This is a genomic window from Microbulbifer mixtoriginis (SeqCode) (assembly GCF_052466765.1).
Genome location: NZ_CP174289.1, coordinates 879,199 through 894,366 on the forward strand (window position 1 = coordinate 879,199; position 15,168 = coordinate 894,366).

A 15,168-nucleotide genomic window follows, 5' to 3' on the forward strand; every position below is an offset into this window, starting at 1 on the left:
AGGTACATTTAGTTGCCTAACAGTCCCCAGCTATCTGCCACAATGATGTACAGGGCATTCTCATAGGAAATGAGGAACAGCTAAATGAAACTGCGGCAAGAGGTAGACTTATTGCGCCACATAACAATAAGTCTTCTTTTATTACTGGCATTTACAGGATGTGGAAACCGACAGGACACTACTGGTCAGGATAGCCAGTCACAAACTTCCCAGGTTGATAATACTGGCCATCAAGACTGGGAGACGATTGTCGAAGTTCTCCTGCACCCCCGCTGCTTAAACTGTCACCAGCTGGAATTGCCACTTATCAATCAGGGCTCCCCCCATGTACCCCGGGTTGAGCGAGGACCCGAAAATATGGGGATGGGGACAATGCGCTGCAGTAACTGCCACTCTGACCAGAACAACCCTGTGACAGGCGCACCCGGCGCACCCGGTTGGGCCATGGCTCCAATAACCCTTAATTGGTCTCGTATGTCATCGGCCCAAATCTGTGCGCTGTTAACCACTCCCCAGGACAATGGCGGCCGCTCCCCAGAGCAATTGATGCTATTTATGAGTGAGAACCCCCTAGCTTTATGGGGATGGAACCCTGGGGGTAAACGAGAACCCGTCAATATCCCCCATGGCAAGCTAGTTGAGGCATTGAAAAGCTGGATAGCCGCGGGAACGCCCTGCCCACCCCAGGCACCATCTAGTTAACCCCTAAAAGTTAACCCCTGGTAAAGCCAAATAAGAGGGGCGCTAATTGAGCCCCTCAATTCTTGAGATGGCCTGAGCCAAGTCCTCTAACCAACCATCACCTCCCCCTCGCCAGGCAATAAAAATCTCTTCTCTTGGCTCAGCAAATTGGCCAGCGACATCGATTTTTGCCCCACCGATATCCTCTGCCAGCCCCTCTGGCAATAAGGCAAGAAACTGTCCCGTTTTTACTAAGCCGCACAGGACACCGTAATCATTTACCACAACCTGGACCTTGCGGACAGGTAGGTTATCCCCCCACCCGTCACTGCCAATACCCCTTTCCTCGCCACAGAAAGGAGAGATTCTAGGGGCCGCAAAGGGGTACTGCTGGACAACTTCGATTGGCACTTCCGCATTTGCCCACTCCCCAGAAACCAATCGGTGGCCGGGGCCCGCGACAACACACAAGTTTTCTGTGCCCAGCTTACGCGTTGCTATCTGGGCGGGGACCTGTCCCAACAGCGCACCGGTAATCATGGCCAAATCCACCTCTCCTCTAACCAACATTCTCAGGGCCAAGGATTCATAGGCGGAAGTCAATGAAAGGCACGCTTTTGGCTGGATTTCTGCCAGCTTGCTTTGAATAAATGCAGCCCAAGTCAATTGCAAGACTGCTGGGGCAGCTACCCGGCACTCCGAAAACTTACCCAGTTCACCCAGTTCAAAGTGCACCTGGCGTGCAATGGAAGTGATCTCAGCCGCTTTACCTTGTAGCCGTCGACCAGCATCATTTAGTCGGATTTGCTTACCTACTCGGTCAAACACGCGACTATTCAGCGCCGTCTCCAGGCGACGTAAAACCTTACTTAAGGCCCCTGGCGTTGTATCTAAACGATCTGCCGAGCGTTGCAGGTTTTCTGTCGCGGCAATAACAAGAAATTTTTCAAGATCTTCTATTTCCATATTGGAATCAAAAGTTGCCAAAAATGAATCGATTCGTAACTAATGTACGTCTAGAATCGCTTGCTGCCAAGTACGTAGAGGCTTAATAGCAAACCCTACCGCTAACCCGTAAAGAACAGGAGCTGAATGATTTATGATCACGCTTAATAGGCTCTGCAGTATTACTATCGCAGCTGTCTTAACCATGGCCTCCACAATCAGTTATGCAGACGACTCCATTGGCACTCATGGAATGGCGTTATTTTCAGTTAACGGACAACTCATTGCATCGCATATGCCTCTTCACGGCAAACGCCACGGACATCAGCTTATTCTTGCTATGGAATCTGAAAATAAAAAAGAAATGATGAATCTGGTCCAGAACTCGCCGCTTATCTCTCTCAAGCCTGAAGTTTTCTCTTTAAACCATTTGCGCAACGGTAAGTTAGGCCTCTTTAGCGGCGAAGTATTTAATGGCCACTTTGAGCGAAAAGGAAAAATTCTGCTTAGCTCGATAGAATTCACGGTAACCGACAAGCTATTAGATCTCCCACTCTCCCGTAAAAAGAATGGTCATTACCGCCTGGTGCACCTGGGCGACACGAGTCTACTTATTCATGAAATAGCTTCCCCGCCAAGTTTTGACCAAATCGTGGAAGTTACAGCAAAGGCAACTGTATCCAAATCCATAGATACAGGCAGCAAACTTCCTATTTCAGAAAAAAACTGGCCTGAAACCCTTAAAGAAGCAGGTATTGCTTTTCGTCGACAAGTTTATTTGGAAACACGGGACTTCCAATAAAATGCAAGAACCAATTCTTATTATCCAGCATGAAGAACATGAAGGGCCTGGATATATTGCAGATTGGGCGAGTCAACGCCAGATTCCAACAATTCTTATCAAACCACAGATCTCAACATTTCCCAATACGGGCTTTAGAGGAGTGATTATTTTAGGAGGGATGATGAACGTAAAAGATCACATCTCACTACCTTGGCTTGCCGGTGAAATACACTGGGTAAAAAGTATTATTAATCGGCAAGTCCCCATTCTGGGCATTTGCCTGGGTGCACAAATCCTTGCCCATACACTGGGAGCAGATATCAAATCAATGGAGCAGGAAGAACTAGGCTGGCAGCCTATTCACTGGACGGCTGAAGAACCCCTCACAATAGATAAAGCATTCCAAGCACATAGTTACTATTTTGACATTCCAGAAGGCGCTAAGCGCCTAGCAAGTTCAGAGCTATGCCAAAATCAAGCATTTTTATACAAAAACAATATTCTGGGCCTTCAATTTCACTTGGAGTGGTCGCAACAACAGGTCACACAACTCTTCCCAGAGTACACCCAAAAATACGGATCACCTGAGAACAATCACTTAGCTAACCGTGAGATACTATTTGAATTACTGAATAATCACTTCATTAAGCGACCAATAAAAAATTACATTAAAGAGCCATAAATAATCCACATCAAAAGAGCGCCTCACGCAGAAAAAAAGTCAATCAAGTAGACACCCCCCTCAACCCGCGCCCTTTACAAAAAAACCTCCCCCAAAAATAGTAAATTACTATCACAAAATAGTAATTTCTTCCCGAATACTTCCAGAAAAAACGCCTGAGATCATTCAGCTTACTTTACGGTCTATTATTTTTAGGCAAAGACTGCTTACCAAAGATTGATCTTTGCATTTTCTATAACATGAATGTTATTTTTTTGTACAAGGATGTTTCAAATGAAGATATTAAGCCAAAAAGTCCTGGCATCCATAGCCACTGCCGCCCTAGCACTCGGCTCTACCACATCGGTACTATCCCAAACGGATACCGAATTCAGCACTATCACACTAAATTACATGACTGTGCCAATTATTGACATCGCCTTTGTGGATAATCTTGACCTCCTGGCACCACCAGATGGTACTCCAGGCCCCATAGTCGACGATGATACATTCTGCGTTTCTGGAATGGGCTTTACACTTTTTAGTATTGTTTTTAGAAATCCAAACAATCCTACAGGTGGACCGTTTGAATTAGACTCTTCCGTACCCGGCGAGTCACCAATATTCTATGAAGTTTTCTTTAAAAACGACACTAGTCCAGGACCAGGCATGATGGTCTTCCCCGACAACCCCGTGTTTGGAAACCTGATACAAACAGCTATGTGCATGGACCCAACAATGGATAACGCAAAGTTTGATATCAGCATTCCCAATGCAGAATGGACTGGCAGAGCAGCCGGCGCTCCATTTGTTGGCGTACTCGAGATCATGGTCATGGCTGAATAAGCTTAAATTCAGCCTTCATCATCTCTAGCTGCGCCAGATTTTTATTCTGGCGCAGCACTTAAAAAGAAAAATAGAAAACTTAAAAACATGATCCAACCAACAAACCTCAAAGAAAAATCTTGACTACAACCATATACCACACCTCCAAAGAAACCTCAGATAACGATGCAATATTTTACCACCAGAAAAACAACAAACCACCCTCAATTATTAGCACCTCCCCTCTAGATTTTATTTGAATCACAAACTAATCATACTCACTCAACAAGCATCTTCACTTATCTTTATCTTGAATATTTTTTATGCACAACCATTGTGTACTTTTATGCAAAAGGAAGTAGCTACAATAATCTCCACCCTCAAATCACTAACACCTTTAGCCGCTACCGATCTAGACCTTGCCCCCACCCCTCAACACTGAACCTTTAAAAAATTTTTAACTTCACCCCCGAAAACTCATAAAACGCATACTCCCAATAAAAGTGCCCTAGACATATAACGGAATCATTTGGAACTCACCTTCACTTGACACCTAAACACCACTTACATATGAAACGATAGACCCGCCAACAACCAACTTACAGACATATTAACAACTGCAACACAATACAAACACCTCAAAGTGACCCTCTAAAAATAATTTCCAACCACAATAAACAACCATAGAATTATACGACCTACATATAAAAAACCACCCTAACAATAAAAACTGAAACTGACATCAAAAACAAATAAGAAATTATTCCTAAGCGCCAATAATTTATTCCCAAATTTCCCCTGAAAAACATAACCTTCCACACCAAAAAATATAACATCCACTATCATTCATTCACCAAGAGTTTTTAGCCATCTACACAAGGCTAGATTTTGGCGCTGACATTAACTGAAGAAAATTCTTTTTTCGCAAGGAGGTCTCTTATGAAAATTCTCAAGAAAAAGCTATTCACATCCATTATTGTGGCTGGCCTGACATTAGGCTCAACCAATGTTGCGCTATCTCAAGCAATGGATAGCGATACAAGCATTATCACCTTGACATTTTCTAATTTTATTATCATAGATAATGTAGATGCAGTCACTATTGCAGATCCGACTCCCGGAACCGATGCAATGGGATCAGACCTTTTCTGTGTTGCAGCAAGTGGCTTTGGTAGTTTTAGCATCACATTTCAAAATGTTGGCTCAGACCCAGCCTTTCTCTTACAGAGTAATAATGGCACTCCACCCATTCCTTACAACGTAGGCTACGCCAATAGTACTGGTGGGCCAGCACAGCCTGTAATGGCTGGTATGCCTCTGGGCGGACAGGGAATACAGGCAAGTAATTGTCAAAATGACAATGCACGATTTGATATTGATATCCCAGCCACAGTATGGAATGGTAGAGAACCTGACGGGCCTTTTACGGGTACGTTATTGATTACAGTTCAGGGTCAATAAGGCATTTGAAAGTTAACGTTTTAGATACACCAGACCTAGAATCTGGTGTATCTAAAAATCACATATCAAACTTACTTGACTCAAAAAAATATAATTTTAAGCCAAACACAAAAACCAAAAATTCAGTAAAATCAAAGCTCACACTCCTGATTTAACCAAGCACTATAGCCTTGCTTTATAAGTTAACGTAAACATTATTACCGGTCGACAAAGCCTTGAGCCCTAAAACAGAGAAATATATAGCCACTACCCTTCACTGAAATTCGGCCTTAAAACGATATATATCTCATTGGTCAGCAAAGCTTCCTTAGGTATGGCCCTACTCTCTCCCCGATTCACTAAACCTGAAGTCAACCCAATGCTACTCAGCTGAACAGGTAATTCTATTTTCAAAACAAACACCGCCCCGTGTAGAACAGGTTTCCAGCAGTTTGCCTTTGGCCTCTACCTCAGAAAAGCCTTTGGAGTGCATACCGCCAGCCCGCATATCTTTCATATAGCAGGCCCATCTGGGGCGTTCCTTTACTGGATGGAGAACGACATCTGGTTGGGCATTGTTAGATTGACCTTCTACCAGGGCCTGTAGGTCCACAATCAGATCCTGCATGGAGCGAATATCTTTGCGCAACCTGACAACCTCTTTCTTGAGTTTGCGCATTTCATCCGCCTCTTGATTTTTATCCTTCAGGGCATGTACTTCTTTGCGAAGTTTTACCATCTCTCTTTTAATCTCGTGCAGATCTTCAGCGGTGCGATGATTGTCGTGGGCCAGTAGAGGAGAGGAGAACAGAGCAAGGGAAATTAAAAGCGGCAAACTACGCATGGTCTTACTTCCAGTAAAATTTCTTATTACAAGCCAAAACTCGGGAAGGAATATAGCGCAAAAAACCTTAACTCAAAATGAATCGTGTCGAGCACCCATTAATACTACCCACGCAGCTCTTGAGAGAATATGTAGTAAGAAGCCATTTAAAAGCATTCAGGGAGCTAGAGAGCCGTATTTTGTTTGCCTGTCCATCGAAAATTAAACAGGTAAATAGATATTCCTGACAAATACCTTGCAAATACAGCCATATTCCACTTTAAATTTTATCAAAGAAAAAGGCGAACCGAAGTTCGCCTTATCAGGAATGGCTTTGTGGGCCAAGTCAGCTGCCGGTTAAACTGCGTACCATGCTGATCATGACTCCCGCAGCAACCGCAGAGCCAATAACCCCAGCCACATTCGGGCCCATAGCGTGCATCAGCAGGAAGTTGTGCGGATTGGATTCGAGCCCCACTTTATTGGATACCCGTGCAGCCATGGGCACGGCAGATACACCGGCAGAACCGATCAGTGGGTTTACCTTGTGCTTACTGAATACATTGAGCAGTTTTGCCATCAATACCCCTGCGGCAGTACCGATCGCAAATGCCACGATACCCAGGGCGAGGATTCCCAGAGTTTTTGGGTCAAGGAATTTATCTGCGGCCAGTTTCGAGCCGACCGAGAGACCTAGGAAAATCGTGGTGATATTGATCAACGCATTCTGAGCAGTATCCGAAAGGCGAGACACCACACCACACTCACGCATCAGATTACCGAAGCAGAACATACCCAACAGAGGGGCTGCAGCGGGGAGAAACAGGGCAACCAGAATCAACAGCAACAGCGGAAAGGTAATTTTCTCGCGCTTGCTTACATGACGCAGCTGCACCATCTCAATTTTGCGCTCCTGCTCTGTAGTGAGTGCGCGCATAATCGGTGGCTGAATCATGGGCACCAATGCCATATAGGAATAGGCTGCTACCGCAATCGCACCCAGCAAATCAGGGGCCAAAATGCTGGAAACGTAGATTGCTGTGGGGCCATCTGCACCGCCAATAATACCGATAGCCGCGGCATCGGCGATGGAGAAGTCCATAATCCCCGCAACTGAGAGTCCGACAGCACCCAGTACAGTGGCAAAGATACCGAACTGTGCCGCCGCCCCCAGGAACAGGGTACGCGGGTTAGCGAGCAGCGGGCCAAAATCAGTCATGGCTCCCACCCCCATAAAAATCACCAACGGCGCTACACCCGAAGCAATAGCCACAGAATAAAAGTTATACAGCATGCCGTTGCTGAAACCGGCATCGCTGGCAAACTCTGCGGCCTGTAGCTGCACCGCAGCCGGGGCAGCACCCAGGGCAGCTTTTAAATCCTCGAGGCTGGCAACAGTCTCCAACCCCAAGATCTGGGCCATTTGGGCAAGAACTGCTGCATTTCCCTGGACCAATGCGGTCTCAGCTGCAGAGAGTGCCAGATCTGCTCCGGGAATATTGGCCAGGATACCGCCGAAGCCAATTGGCACCAGCAACAGTGGCTCAAAGTTTTTGCGAATAGCCAGAAACAGCAGCCCCAATCCAACAAAGATCATGACCAGCTGCCCCGGCATCATTTGTGCGATGCCGGAGGACTGCCAAAGCGTGAGTAAATTATCCACTTGCGACTCCTACCCCAATCTATGCGATAGACAGCAGGGCATCACCCACCGCCACGGAATCGCCCTCTTTTACCGCTACGCTGGCAACACTGCCACTGCGCGGCGCACTCACTACGGTTTCCATCTTCATGGCTTCGAGCACAATAATGGCCTGGCCCTCGCTGACCTTGTCACCGGGCATCACCATCACCTTAAAGATATTGCCCGCTAGGGGCGCATTGACCGGCTCACCACCAGTGGCTGGAACCGAACTGGCTGGACTGGCTGCAGGGGCGGCCGCACCTACCGGGGCAATATTGGTCAGATCGCCACCATCGGCCACTGTCACGGTGTAGCTCTGGCCTTCCACAGTGACCGTATACACCTCTTCCCCGTTGTCATTTTTCACTGCGGCATTTTCGTTGCCAGTAGGCACTGGCTCAAAGGCATCGGCGTTGCCGCGATTTTTCAGGAACTTGAGGCCGATTTGTGGGAAGAGTGAATAGGTAAGCACATCGTCAATTTCACCTTCGCCATTGGTCAGGGCAATGTCCTCTGCCCCGGCTTTTTCCTGTAACTCCAAGGTAAGCCTGTCCAACTCTGGAGCGATCAAATCCGCAGGGCGACAGGTCACTGGCGCTGCGCCTTCCAATACCTTCACCTGCAGCTCCTGATTCACTTCGGCAGGGGTCGCGCCATATTCCCCTTTCAAAACGGCTGCCGTTTCTTTAGAAACAGATTTATAGCGCTCACCGGTCAGCACATTTAATACTGCCTGGGTGCCTACAATTTGTGAGGTGGGCGTTACCAGGGGGATATAACCAAGATCCTGGCGTACGCGGGGAATCTCTTCGAGTACCTCATCCAGTCGCTCACCAGCACCCTGCTCACGCAGCTGGTTTTCCATATTGGTCAACATGCCACCGGGCACTTGGGCCACCAAAATGCGCGAGTCCACGCCTTTAAGGGAACCTTCAAATTTCGCGTACTTTTTACGCACCTCGCGGAAATACGCGGCAATTTCTTCGAGCAGATTAATATCCAGACCAGTATCCCGCTCGGTACCTTCAAGCATGGCAACCAGTGTTTCCGTGGGGCTGTGGCCATAGGTCATGGACATGGAGCTGATGGCTGCGTCCACATTGTCGACGCCCGCCTCGATACATTTGAGTGCGGTGGCAATAGAAAGACCCGTGGTCGCGTGGCAATGTAGGTGGATGGGAATATCCACCGCCGCTTTAAGACGCTTTACCAGATCGTAGCCTTCGTAGGGGCGCAGTAGGCCGGCCATATCCTTAATGGCAATGGAGTCCGCCCCCATATCCTCAATCTGGCGCCCCAGGTCCACCCACAAGTCCATGGTATGTACCGGGCTCACGGTATAAGAGATAGTGCCCTGAGCGTGCTTATCTTGTTTTTTTACCGCGGCCAGGGCCGTCTTCAGGTTGCGCATATCGTTCATGGCATCGAATACGCGGAAGACATCCACCCCGTTGACCGCGGCACGCTCAACAAATTTTTCCACGACATCATCGGCGTAGTGGCGATATCCCAGTATATTTTGCCCACGGAACAACATTTGCTGCGGGGTGTTGGGCATGGCTTTTTTTAATTCGCGAATCCGCTCCCAGGGGTCTTCGCCGAGATAGCGAATACAGGCATCGAAGGTGGCGCCGCCCCAGGATTCCAGCGACCAAAAGCCGACTTTATCGAGCTTTTCTGCAATCGGCAGCATATCGTCCAGTCGCATGCGGGTGGCAAACAGTGACTGGTGGGCGTCACGCAGGACTACATCGGTAATCCCCAATGGCTTTTTAACCTCAGTCATGGGTTATCTCTCTCGGCAGAAATTATTGGATGTTCTAATGAAGCGAAATTTGGCGATTAACGTTTTTTTCGATGTTGTTCGATGGCCGCCTTGATAATGGCGTGCAAGCGGGCATTGTCATCGTTACCGCTAGCGGGCGGAGTGGCGACGGGCTCCGCTTCGGGAAAGTGGCGAGTAATAATTCGGGACATGATACCGGTGCCTATCACCAGTAACAGCAGGAAGGTAAAAACAATTCCCATACCGAACAGGGTAATATCCAACCCCTGTTGAAGTAGCGTATCTTGCACTCTGTATCCCCCTAAGCCTTCGGATAATAAAAGGTTAATATCCGGGCGATTATTCTTCGGCCTGTGGCCGTTTAATGTTAAGCAGCCACTATGCTTGGGCGCCTATAAAAACTGCCAAACAGCACCGCTAAACTTCCGCACAATTCCCAGCTTGACCAACACCAAGCCACTCCAATTGCAATCCCCAAAATTCTGCGACTGAGCGCAGTGATCTAATTGGTAACCTGCCTGGCTGGCAACCCATTTACGCCCGGCAATCTAGTCTTCAAGCTGGGCAAATACAACCTCGTTGGCGGTTCCACCCCGACAAGTAACCATACTATTCACTGCCAGAGGGTTTTTCTGCAGCATGGAAGTGCAGTCAATTTTCTATTATCAATACAAGTTGCTTTTAAAATCAAACACTTAATGGTTTCAGTGGCAACGATGGCGCATGGTTCATTGCGCCCTTTATTGGTGCAAACACACTCGAATTTGAGTTCAAATCTCCTATTAAAACTACCAGCCGAATGATCATTGTTACGGAATAGCGATCACTTGCTGATAGAATATGCGCCAACCATCACACCAATTTTTCCTATTTCCAACTTTATGACCGATAAGACAATTCCCCTGCAGCCGAAGATTTACCAGGCCCCCATGGAAGGTGTTATCGACCACCATGTGCGCAGACTGCTTTCAACGATTGGCGGGGTCGATATCTGTGTAACCGAATTTGTGCGTGTTACCGATACCCGCCTACCCCGCAGGGTTTTTACTCGTCTGTGTCCGGAGCTCTTGGAGGGCGCCAAAACGGCCAATGATGTCCCGGTACGCTTGCAACTTCTGGGCGGCAATCCCGAGGCCATGAGCATCAATGCCGCCAAAGCGGTTGCCGTGGGGGCAAAGGCGATCGATCTGAATTTTGGTTGCCCAGCCAAGTCGGTCAATAACAGCGATGGGGGCGCCTGCCTATTGCAAAGCCCGCATCGGGTAGAGGCGATTGTCGGCGCTGTGCGCCGAGCCGTACCGGATCACATCCCTGTCACCGCGAAAATCCGCCTGGGGTTCAACGACCGCTCTACTTATATGGATAACGCCCTGGCCGCAGCCGCCGGTGGAGCCAATGAGTTGGCGGTTCACGCTCGCTCTAAAGTCGATGGCTACAAGCCTCCGGCCTACTGGGAATATATCGGTGAGATTCGGGAAAAACTGCAGATTCCAGTAGTCGCCAATGGCGATATCTGGACACTGGCTGAATTTCAGCGCTGCCACGAGCAAACCGGTTGCCAAGCCTTTATGTTAGGCCGCAGCCTGTTGGCAAGGCCTGATTTGGGGCTGCAAATCAAGGCCTTCTGCGCCGGAGTAGAATATCAGCCGATGGCATGGCCGCAGATTGTCGAGTTACTCTGGGGTTACTATCAAATTACCCGGGAAGTCTACCCGGCCAAGTATCTGGGCAACCGGATCAAGCAGTGGCTGGCCTATCTCAAACTCGCGTTTCCAGAGGCCCAGGTATTTTTTGAGAAACTTAAACGCCTGCGTGAGGCTGAGGCTATTGAGGCCATTTTTTCCCAGGAACTGGAGTCACCCCAGGAAATCATTAACCAGAAAGCTATTGCAGCCGCTTAATAGCGGCTGCAAAGTTCGTTAAAGCTCAGCGGTTGACTGGCGACTTAGGTAAGCCGGGTTGTAATACTTTTCCGGCAAATCATGGGCCTGGACACTCTCATAAATAACCCGTGTCTCTATGCCAGTATTGATCGTATCCTGCAGCCGCATTTCCGCCACTACCTGCCGCCCCTCTCTTTGCCCAGAGGTAAAGTGCGCAACCTTAGCCAACTTGCCGGATTTCAGGTAAAGCTCGGCTTTTACCGGAAAATGACTTTTGCTATCCACCCACAAGTTAATACGCTGATAACTGGCCCCTTTGGTTTTAGCGGTAAGGCTCAAACGGTTTACCAGCTGATCCTGTAATGTCTCCTGCCCGGCATAAACGCCCTGATAATCCTCACTCCAGGTAAGTGTGGCCACATCCCCCACCGATGCCCCCCCCAACAATTTTTGCATGGGTGTAATCCGTATAGGGCGGCGGCTGCGCGGCATCAGCATCCAATAGTTATCCTGCAGCATTAACATTTTGGTGCCCTCCTCTCCCTTGCCTTTGAATACCACTAGAGATTTGCGCTGTGGGCGGGTGTACACATGGTAATTATCCATGCTGTCCAGCTCGCCATTTTTGTAGACCTGCACCTCAGTGACTACTCGCGCGGAATTTTCTTGCAGACGGTAAAAATCGGCTTTGGCAAGCATGCCCTCCACTTGCTGCGTGGTGTAGATAATCTCGTTGCTGGCCCCGCTATTGGTATTGAGTGAATTGGCCAATGCCATTGGAGCCATTGCTATTACCAGAGCGCTGCCCAAAACTTTACAAGCAGTTTTTAGTTTCGCTAACTTATACATGTACCAATGCCTCTGTTATCGGTTTGTTTACACCTTTGCGCGCTGCCATAAAGGAAGACAGAACACAGATTGCCGCTACTGCTAACGAGATCATCCAAGCAAGATTCATTGAGAAATACACCACCAGGGGATAGCTCTCGGTTTTACCGGGAGGGGGCGGCATGGTGACTTCAAACACCATCAAACCCATACTCACCGCAGCTGCCAGCAAGATGCCCACGATCGCTCCTACCAGGGACAACACCAATGCCTCCAACACAAAGCCCAGCAGTAATTCGGCGCGGGACGTACCCAATGCGGAAAGAGTGCCGATCTCACGGGTTCTTTCTGTAACCGACATCGCCAAGGTGTTAAAGAGAGAAACAAAAATCACCATCGCCATGATCACGCCCATCAGACCAAAAATTCGGTCGTAAAGACTTTTCACCCCTTGGTAAAAGAAGGCGCGATCCTCCCAAGTGGTAATTTCCAACTCGGGAGCCTGCTCAGCCAGACGCGCCTTTAATACTTCGGTGTCTTCCAGCTCATAGCCGTACAGGTGCATGGTGCTGACCTTTTCACTATCGAGAATAAACTGAGCAGAATTTATCGAGAGATACACCTGACGCTTATCCATGTCAGGAACACCAGTTCCAAAAACACCCTGTACTTTAAAATCCAGTGCGTTAAGCGCCCCATCTACAGTCGTAGACATCAGGGTGACATAGTCCCCTGTTTTTACATTCAGATTTCTGGCCAGATCCTTGGCCAGCATAATCTGCGGATCGGTAGGATCTTCATTCTTACTCAGAATGCCACCTTCGGTCATATTTAAGAAAGGCCCTTTTACCCGAAACTCGCTCGGCAAAATCCCCTGCCCCAAAAATATGGTCGACTTATCTCCATTGGAGATCAAGCCATTCAAATAGATACGTGGTTGTACCGCCTTAACCTGGCTATCGGTCAATAAGCGCTTTCTCAATTCGTCGGCATTTTCCAAGCCATTTTGTAATGGATACTCTTCATCGCTATTGAAATATCCCGGCTGGGTAAACACCAGATGCCCCTGACTGCGCGCCGCGCCTTCTTTCAGGGATTTATAAGTGTATAGACCAAAGCCCCCGGAAGTCATCAGAGCCATCACTACAATAGCGACAATTGCGACGGTCAAAAGGCTGCGGCGGCGGTTGCGTAATAAATTCAAAACTGCCAGTTTTAAGCGACGCATGGGGCTTCCTCCTGCAAAATCACACCGTCTTGTAAATTGATCACTCTGTCACAGTGCTGAGTCATACGATCATCGTGGCTGGCCACAATAAAGGCCGTTTTCTGTTCCCTGCCAAGGTGTTTCATTAATTCAATAATCTGCTGAGCCGTTACACTATCCAAGCTAGCGGTGGGCTCATCAGCTATCACCAATTTGGGCTTGTGCACCAGTGCTCGAGCTATCGCCACCCGTTGTTGTTGGCCGCCGGAGAGGCGGTCGGGGCGATATCGGGCAAACTTGGCCAAACCCACATAATCCAACATCTGCATTACCCGCTGTTTTACCTCTGCAGAATTCACACCATTGAGCTGTAATGGGTAGGCGACATTTTCAAAGGCACTCATCACCGGAACCAAATTAAATTTCTGAAAAATAAACCCCATCTGAGTGCGACGTATCTTCATTGCCTGCTGGTAGTCCCTGGTCATTAATTCACCGGCAAAATGCACCACACCGGAATAATCTTGGTCCAATAAGCCACAGATATTTAGCATGGTACTTTTACCGGAGCCTGAGGGCCCACAGAGGGCCACCATAGTACCGGGGCGAATGGCCAAGTTGACATCTCGCAAAGCCTGGTGCTTTATTTCACCTGTCTTATAGGTCTTTTCTATATGTGTCAGCTGCAACATCGGTCTTTCTCCAATCCCAATTACTACTCAGTATCCAGCTTACAAAGTGCCTGAGCCCCTCTTGTATTGACCTTTGCCTGCCACTCACTTTTCTGATCTGACTTTTCACCCAAATCCGCAGCCTCCAGGGCACCACAGTAGATCCAACTCACTGCCTGTACCGGCATGTGCGACAGACGCGGATCATTCATCAGCTCCCCATAGAGCTCAAATCCTCGATCAAAAGCATTGAAGAAAGCGGGTACCTTGGTAAAAGTGGTGGCTGCAATCCCCTTAAAAAGTAAATCCCGGGGCACCCCCCTAGCCGAGCGGCCAGGATTTTCAAGCTCCTCCAGCATCAATAGGGCTTTGTCCATACGGGCGATCCCATTTTCTGCATAGCTCACCTTCTTCCACGGCAACCAACTCTCCTTAGCCATCAGAGTCTCACTGGCACCCAGGTAGAATAGGGCTGCAGGGTCTGTGGGATCTAGCTGCTGGGCAACTTTGAAAGCCTTGTAAGAAACTTCAATGGCATCCCCTCCCTGCTGCGCCGCCTTGTTGTATAGCCCTTCTAACTGCGCATCCACTGCAGCAAAAGCGGAAGTAGACATACCCAGTTGAATCAGTGCCGCTGCAATAATCTTCTTCATGATTTCTCTCCTTGCGTTTAGGTTGGGAGCAGGTTAGCGCTGGTTATGGAGGTGGTCTTGATCGTGCGACAAAAGGGGAAGGAGAGGGATAAACGGGGAATCTTTGGGCTGAATGGAGTTAGAAGCCACAGATAAGTGGTAAATGGCGGGGCGTCAACTATTTTGGCAAGTTACTTCCTGGGAGGTGGTACAGCAGAACCAGTTAATTGATATTGTTCCTAAGCGACCTATCAAATCAGCTCGAACACATACATAAATATTAGGCCCAACATATTGAGAGGGTAAGCCCAAACTCAC

The 15,168-nt window shown here is 48.3% G+C and carries 15 protein-coding genes; 6 read left to right on the forward strand and 9 right to left on the reverse strand.

Going from position 1 to position 15,168, the window contains the following annotated elements; genetic code table 11:
* Window positions 1-84: 84 nt before the first annotated feature.
* A complete protein-coding gene (locus ACJJIV_RS03850) occupies window positions 85-702 on the forward strand; it encodes a hypothetical protein (RefSeq protein WP_252085260.1) in 618 nt (205 codons plus the stop codon).
* A gap of 42 nt (window positions 703-744) precedes the next feature.
* Here the strand turns inward: ACJJIV_RS03850 and ACJJIV_RS03855 are convergent, their stop codons facing one another.
* On the reverse strand, window positions 745-1,647 hold the full coding sequence (locus ACJJIV_RS03855) for a LysR family transcriptional regulator (RefSeq protein WP_444890801.1): 903 nt from the start codon (window positions 1,645-1,647) through the stop codon (window positions 745-747).
* A 133-nt stretch (window positions 1,648-1,780) separates the two neighbouring features.
* Here ACJJIV_RS03855 and ACJJIV_RS03860 point away from each other — a divergent pair, with 133 nt between their 5' ends.
* The 4 genes from ACJJIV_RS03860 to ACJJIV_RS03875 all read left to right on the forward strand — a co-directional run bounded on the left by ACJJIV_RS03860 (window position 1,781) and on the right by ACJJIV_RS03875 (window position 5,357).
* Window positions 1,781-2,428, forward strand: coding sequence for a hypothetical protein (locus tag ACJJIV_RS03860; RefSeq protein WP_444890802.1), 648 nt, complete (start codon window positions 1,781-1,783; stop codon window positions 2,426-2,428).
* A gap of 1 nt (window position 2,429) precedes the next feature.
* On the forward strand, window positions 2,430-3,092 hold the full coding sequence (locus ACJJIV_RS03865) for a type 1 glutamine amidotransferase (RefSeq protein WP_444890803.1): 663 nt from the start codon (window positions 2,430-2,432) through the stop codon (window positions 3,090-3,092).
* A gap of 273 nt (window positions 3,093-3,365) precedes the next feature.
* Window positions 3,366-3,917, forward strand: a complete 552-nt coding sequence (locus ACJJIV_RS03870) for a hypothetical protein (protein WP_444890804.1) — start codon at window positions 3,366-3,368, stop codon at window positions 3,915-3,917.
* A gap of 918 nt (window positions 3,918-4,835) precedes the next feature.
* Window positions 4,836-5,357 carry a hypothetical protein gene (locus tag ACJJIV_RS03875; protein ID WP_444890805.1) on the forward strand — a complete coding sequence of 174 codons (522 nt, stop codon included), beginning with the start codon at window positions 4,836-4,838 and terminating at the stop codon, window positions 5,355-5,357.
* A 361-nt stretch (window positions 5,358-5,718) separates the two neighbouring features.
* On the opposite strand, the gene ACJJIV_RS03880 is transcribed toward ACJJIV_RS03875, so the two are convergent.
* The 4 genes from ACJJIV_RS03880 to ACJJIV_RS03895 form a co-directional block, all read right to left on the reverse strand.
* Window positions 5,719-6,180 carry a THO complex subunit 7 family protein gene (locus ACJJIV_RS03880; RefSeq protein WP_444890806.1) on the reverse strand — a complete coding sequence of 154 codons (462 nt, stop codon included), beginning with the start codon at window positions 6,178-6,180 and terminating at the stop codon, window positions 5,719-5,721.
* 325 nt (window positions 6,181-6,505) lie between these two features.
* Window positions 6,506-7,822, reverse strand: a complete 1,317-nt coding sequence (locus ACJJIV_RS03885) for a sodium ion-translocating decarboxylase subunit beta (RefSeq protein ID WP_444890807.1) — start codon at window positions 7,820-7,822, stop codon at window positions 6,506-6,508.
* 19 nt (window positions 7,823-7,841) lie between these two features.
* The gene (gene oadA / locus ACJJIV_RS03890; RefSeq protein WP_444890808.1) at window positions 7,842-9,629 is read right to left on the reverse strand and encodes a sodium-extruding oxaloacetate decarboxylase subunit alpha; all 1,788 of its coding nucleotides are present in this window, start codon (window positions 9,627-9,629) and stop codon (window positions 7,842-7,844) included.
* 56 nt (window positions 9,630-9,685) lie between these two features.
* On the reverse strand, window positions 9,686-9,919 hold the full coding sequence (locus tag ACJJIV_RS03895; RefSeq protein WP_252085251.1) for an OadG family protein: 234 nt from the start codon (window positions 9,917-9,919) through the stop codon (window positions 9,686-9,688).
* A gap of 591 nt (window positions 9,920-10,510) precedes the next feature.
* Here ACJJIV_RS03895 and ACJJIV_RS03900 point away from each other — a divergent pair.
* Entirely contained in the window at window positions 10,511-11,530 is a 1,020-nt protein-coding gene (locus ACJJIV_RS03900; RefSeq protein WP_444891692.1) for a tRNA dihydrouridine synthase, read from the forward strand.
* An 18-nt stretch (window positions 11,531-11,548) separates the two neighbouring features.
* Here ACJJIV_RS03900 and ACJJIV_RS03905 read toward each other — a convergent pair whose 3' ends face one another.
* Genes ACJJIV_RS03905 through ACJJIV_RS03920 form a run of 4 tightly spaced genes read right to left on the reverse strand, consistent with a single transcriptional unit; the run spans window position 11,549 to window position 14,871 of the window.
* A complete protein-coding gene (locus tag ACJJIV_RS03905; RefSeq protein ID WP_444890809.1) occupies window positions 11,549-12,361 on the reverse strand; it encodes an outer membrane lipoprotein-sorting protein in 813 nt (270 codons plus the stop codon).
* A complete protein-coding gene (locus ACJJIV_RS03910; RefSeq protein WP_444890810.1) occupies window positions 12,354-13,568 on the reverse strand; it encodes an ABC transporter permease in 1,215 nt (404 codons plus the stop codon). The genes ACJJIV_RS03905 and ACJJIV_RS03910 overlap by 8 nt, the downstream gene beginning before the upstream one ends.
* Window positions 13,556-14,239 (reverse strand): ABC transporter ATP-binding protein, encoded by a 684-nt coding sequence (locus tag ACJJIV_RS03915; protein ID WP_444890811.1) that lies wholly within the window; start codon window positions 14,237-14,239, stop codon window positions 13,556-13,558. The genes ACJJIV_RS03910 and ACJJIV_RS03915 overlap by 13 nt, the downstream gene beginning before the upstream one ends.
* Window positions 14,240-14,262: 23 nt before the next feature.
* Entirely contained in the window at window positions 14,263-14,871 is a 609-nt protein-coding gene (locus ACJJIV_RS03920; RefSeq protein WP_444890812.1) for a hypothetical protein, read from the reverse strand.
* Window positions 14,872-15,168: the final 297 nt, after the last annotated feature.

Excerpts from the sequence above, each read along its gene's own strand:
- ACJJIV_RS03900 (WP_444891692.1), top strand. The coding sequence starts at position 10,511 with ATGACCGATAAGACAATTCCCCTGCAGCCGAAGATTTACCAGGCCCCC.
- oadA (WP_444890808.1), bottom strand. The coding sequence starts at position 9,629 with ATGACTGAGGTTAAAAAGCCATTGGGGATTACCGATGTAGTCCTGCGT.
- ACJJIV_RS03865 (WP_444890803.1), top strand. The coding sequence starts at position 2,430 with ATGCAAGAACCAATTCTTATTATCCAGCATGAAGAACATGAAGGGCCT.
- ACJJIV_RS03850 (WP_252085260.1), top strand. The coding sequence starts at position 85 with ATGAAACTGCGGCAAGAGGTAGACTTATTGCGCCACATAACAATAAGT.
- ACJJIV_RS03910 (WP_444890810.1), bottom strand. The coding sequence starts at position 13,568 with ATGCGTCGCTTAAAACTGGCAGTTTTGAATTTATTACGCAACCGCCGC.
- ACJJIV_RS03875 (WP_444890805.1), top strand. The coding sequence starts at position 4,836 with ATGAAAATTCTCAAGAAAAAGCTATTCACATCCATTATTGTGGCTGGC.
- ACJJIV_RS03855 (WP_444890801.1), bottom strand. The coding sequence starts at position 1,647 with ATGGAAATAGAAGATCTTGAAAAATTTCTTGTTATTGCCGCGACAGAA.
- ACJJIV_RS03915 (WP_444890811.1), bottom strand. The coding sequence starts at position 14,239 with ATGTTGCAGCTGACACATATAGAAAAGACCTATAAGACAGGTGAAATA.
- ACJJIV_RS03870 (WP_444890804.1), top strand. The coding sequence starts at position 3,366 with ATGAAGATATTAAGCCAAAAAGTCCTGGCATCCATAGCCACTGCCGCC.
- ACJJIV_RS03880 (WP_444890806.1), bottom strand. The coding sequence starts at position 6,180 with ATGCGTAGTTTGCCGCTTTTAATTTCCCTTGCTCTGTTCTCCTCTCCT.
- ACJJIV_RS03920 (WP_444890812.1), bottom strand. The coding sequence starts at position 14,871 with ATGAAGAAGATTATTGCAGCGGCACTGATTCAACTGGGTATGTCTACT.
- ACJJIV_RS03860 (WP_444890802.1), top strand. The coding sequence starts at position 1,781 with ATGATCACGCTTAATAGGCTCTGCAGTATTACTATCGCAGCTGTCTTA.
- ACJJIV_RS03905 (WP_444890809.1), bottom strand. The coding sequence starts at position 12,361 with ATGTATAAGTTAGCGAAACTAAAAACTGCTTGTAAAGTTTTGGGCAGC.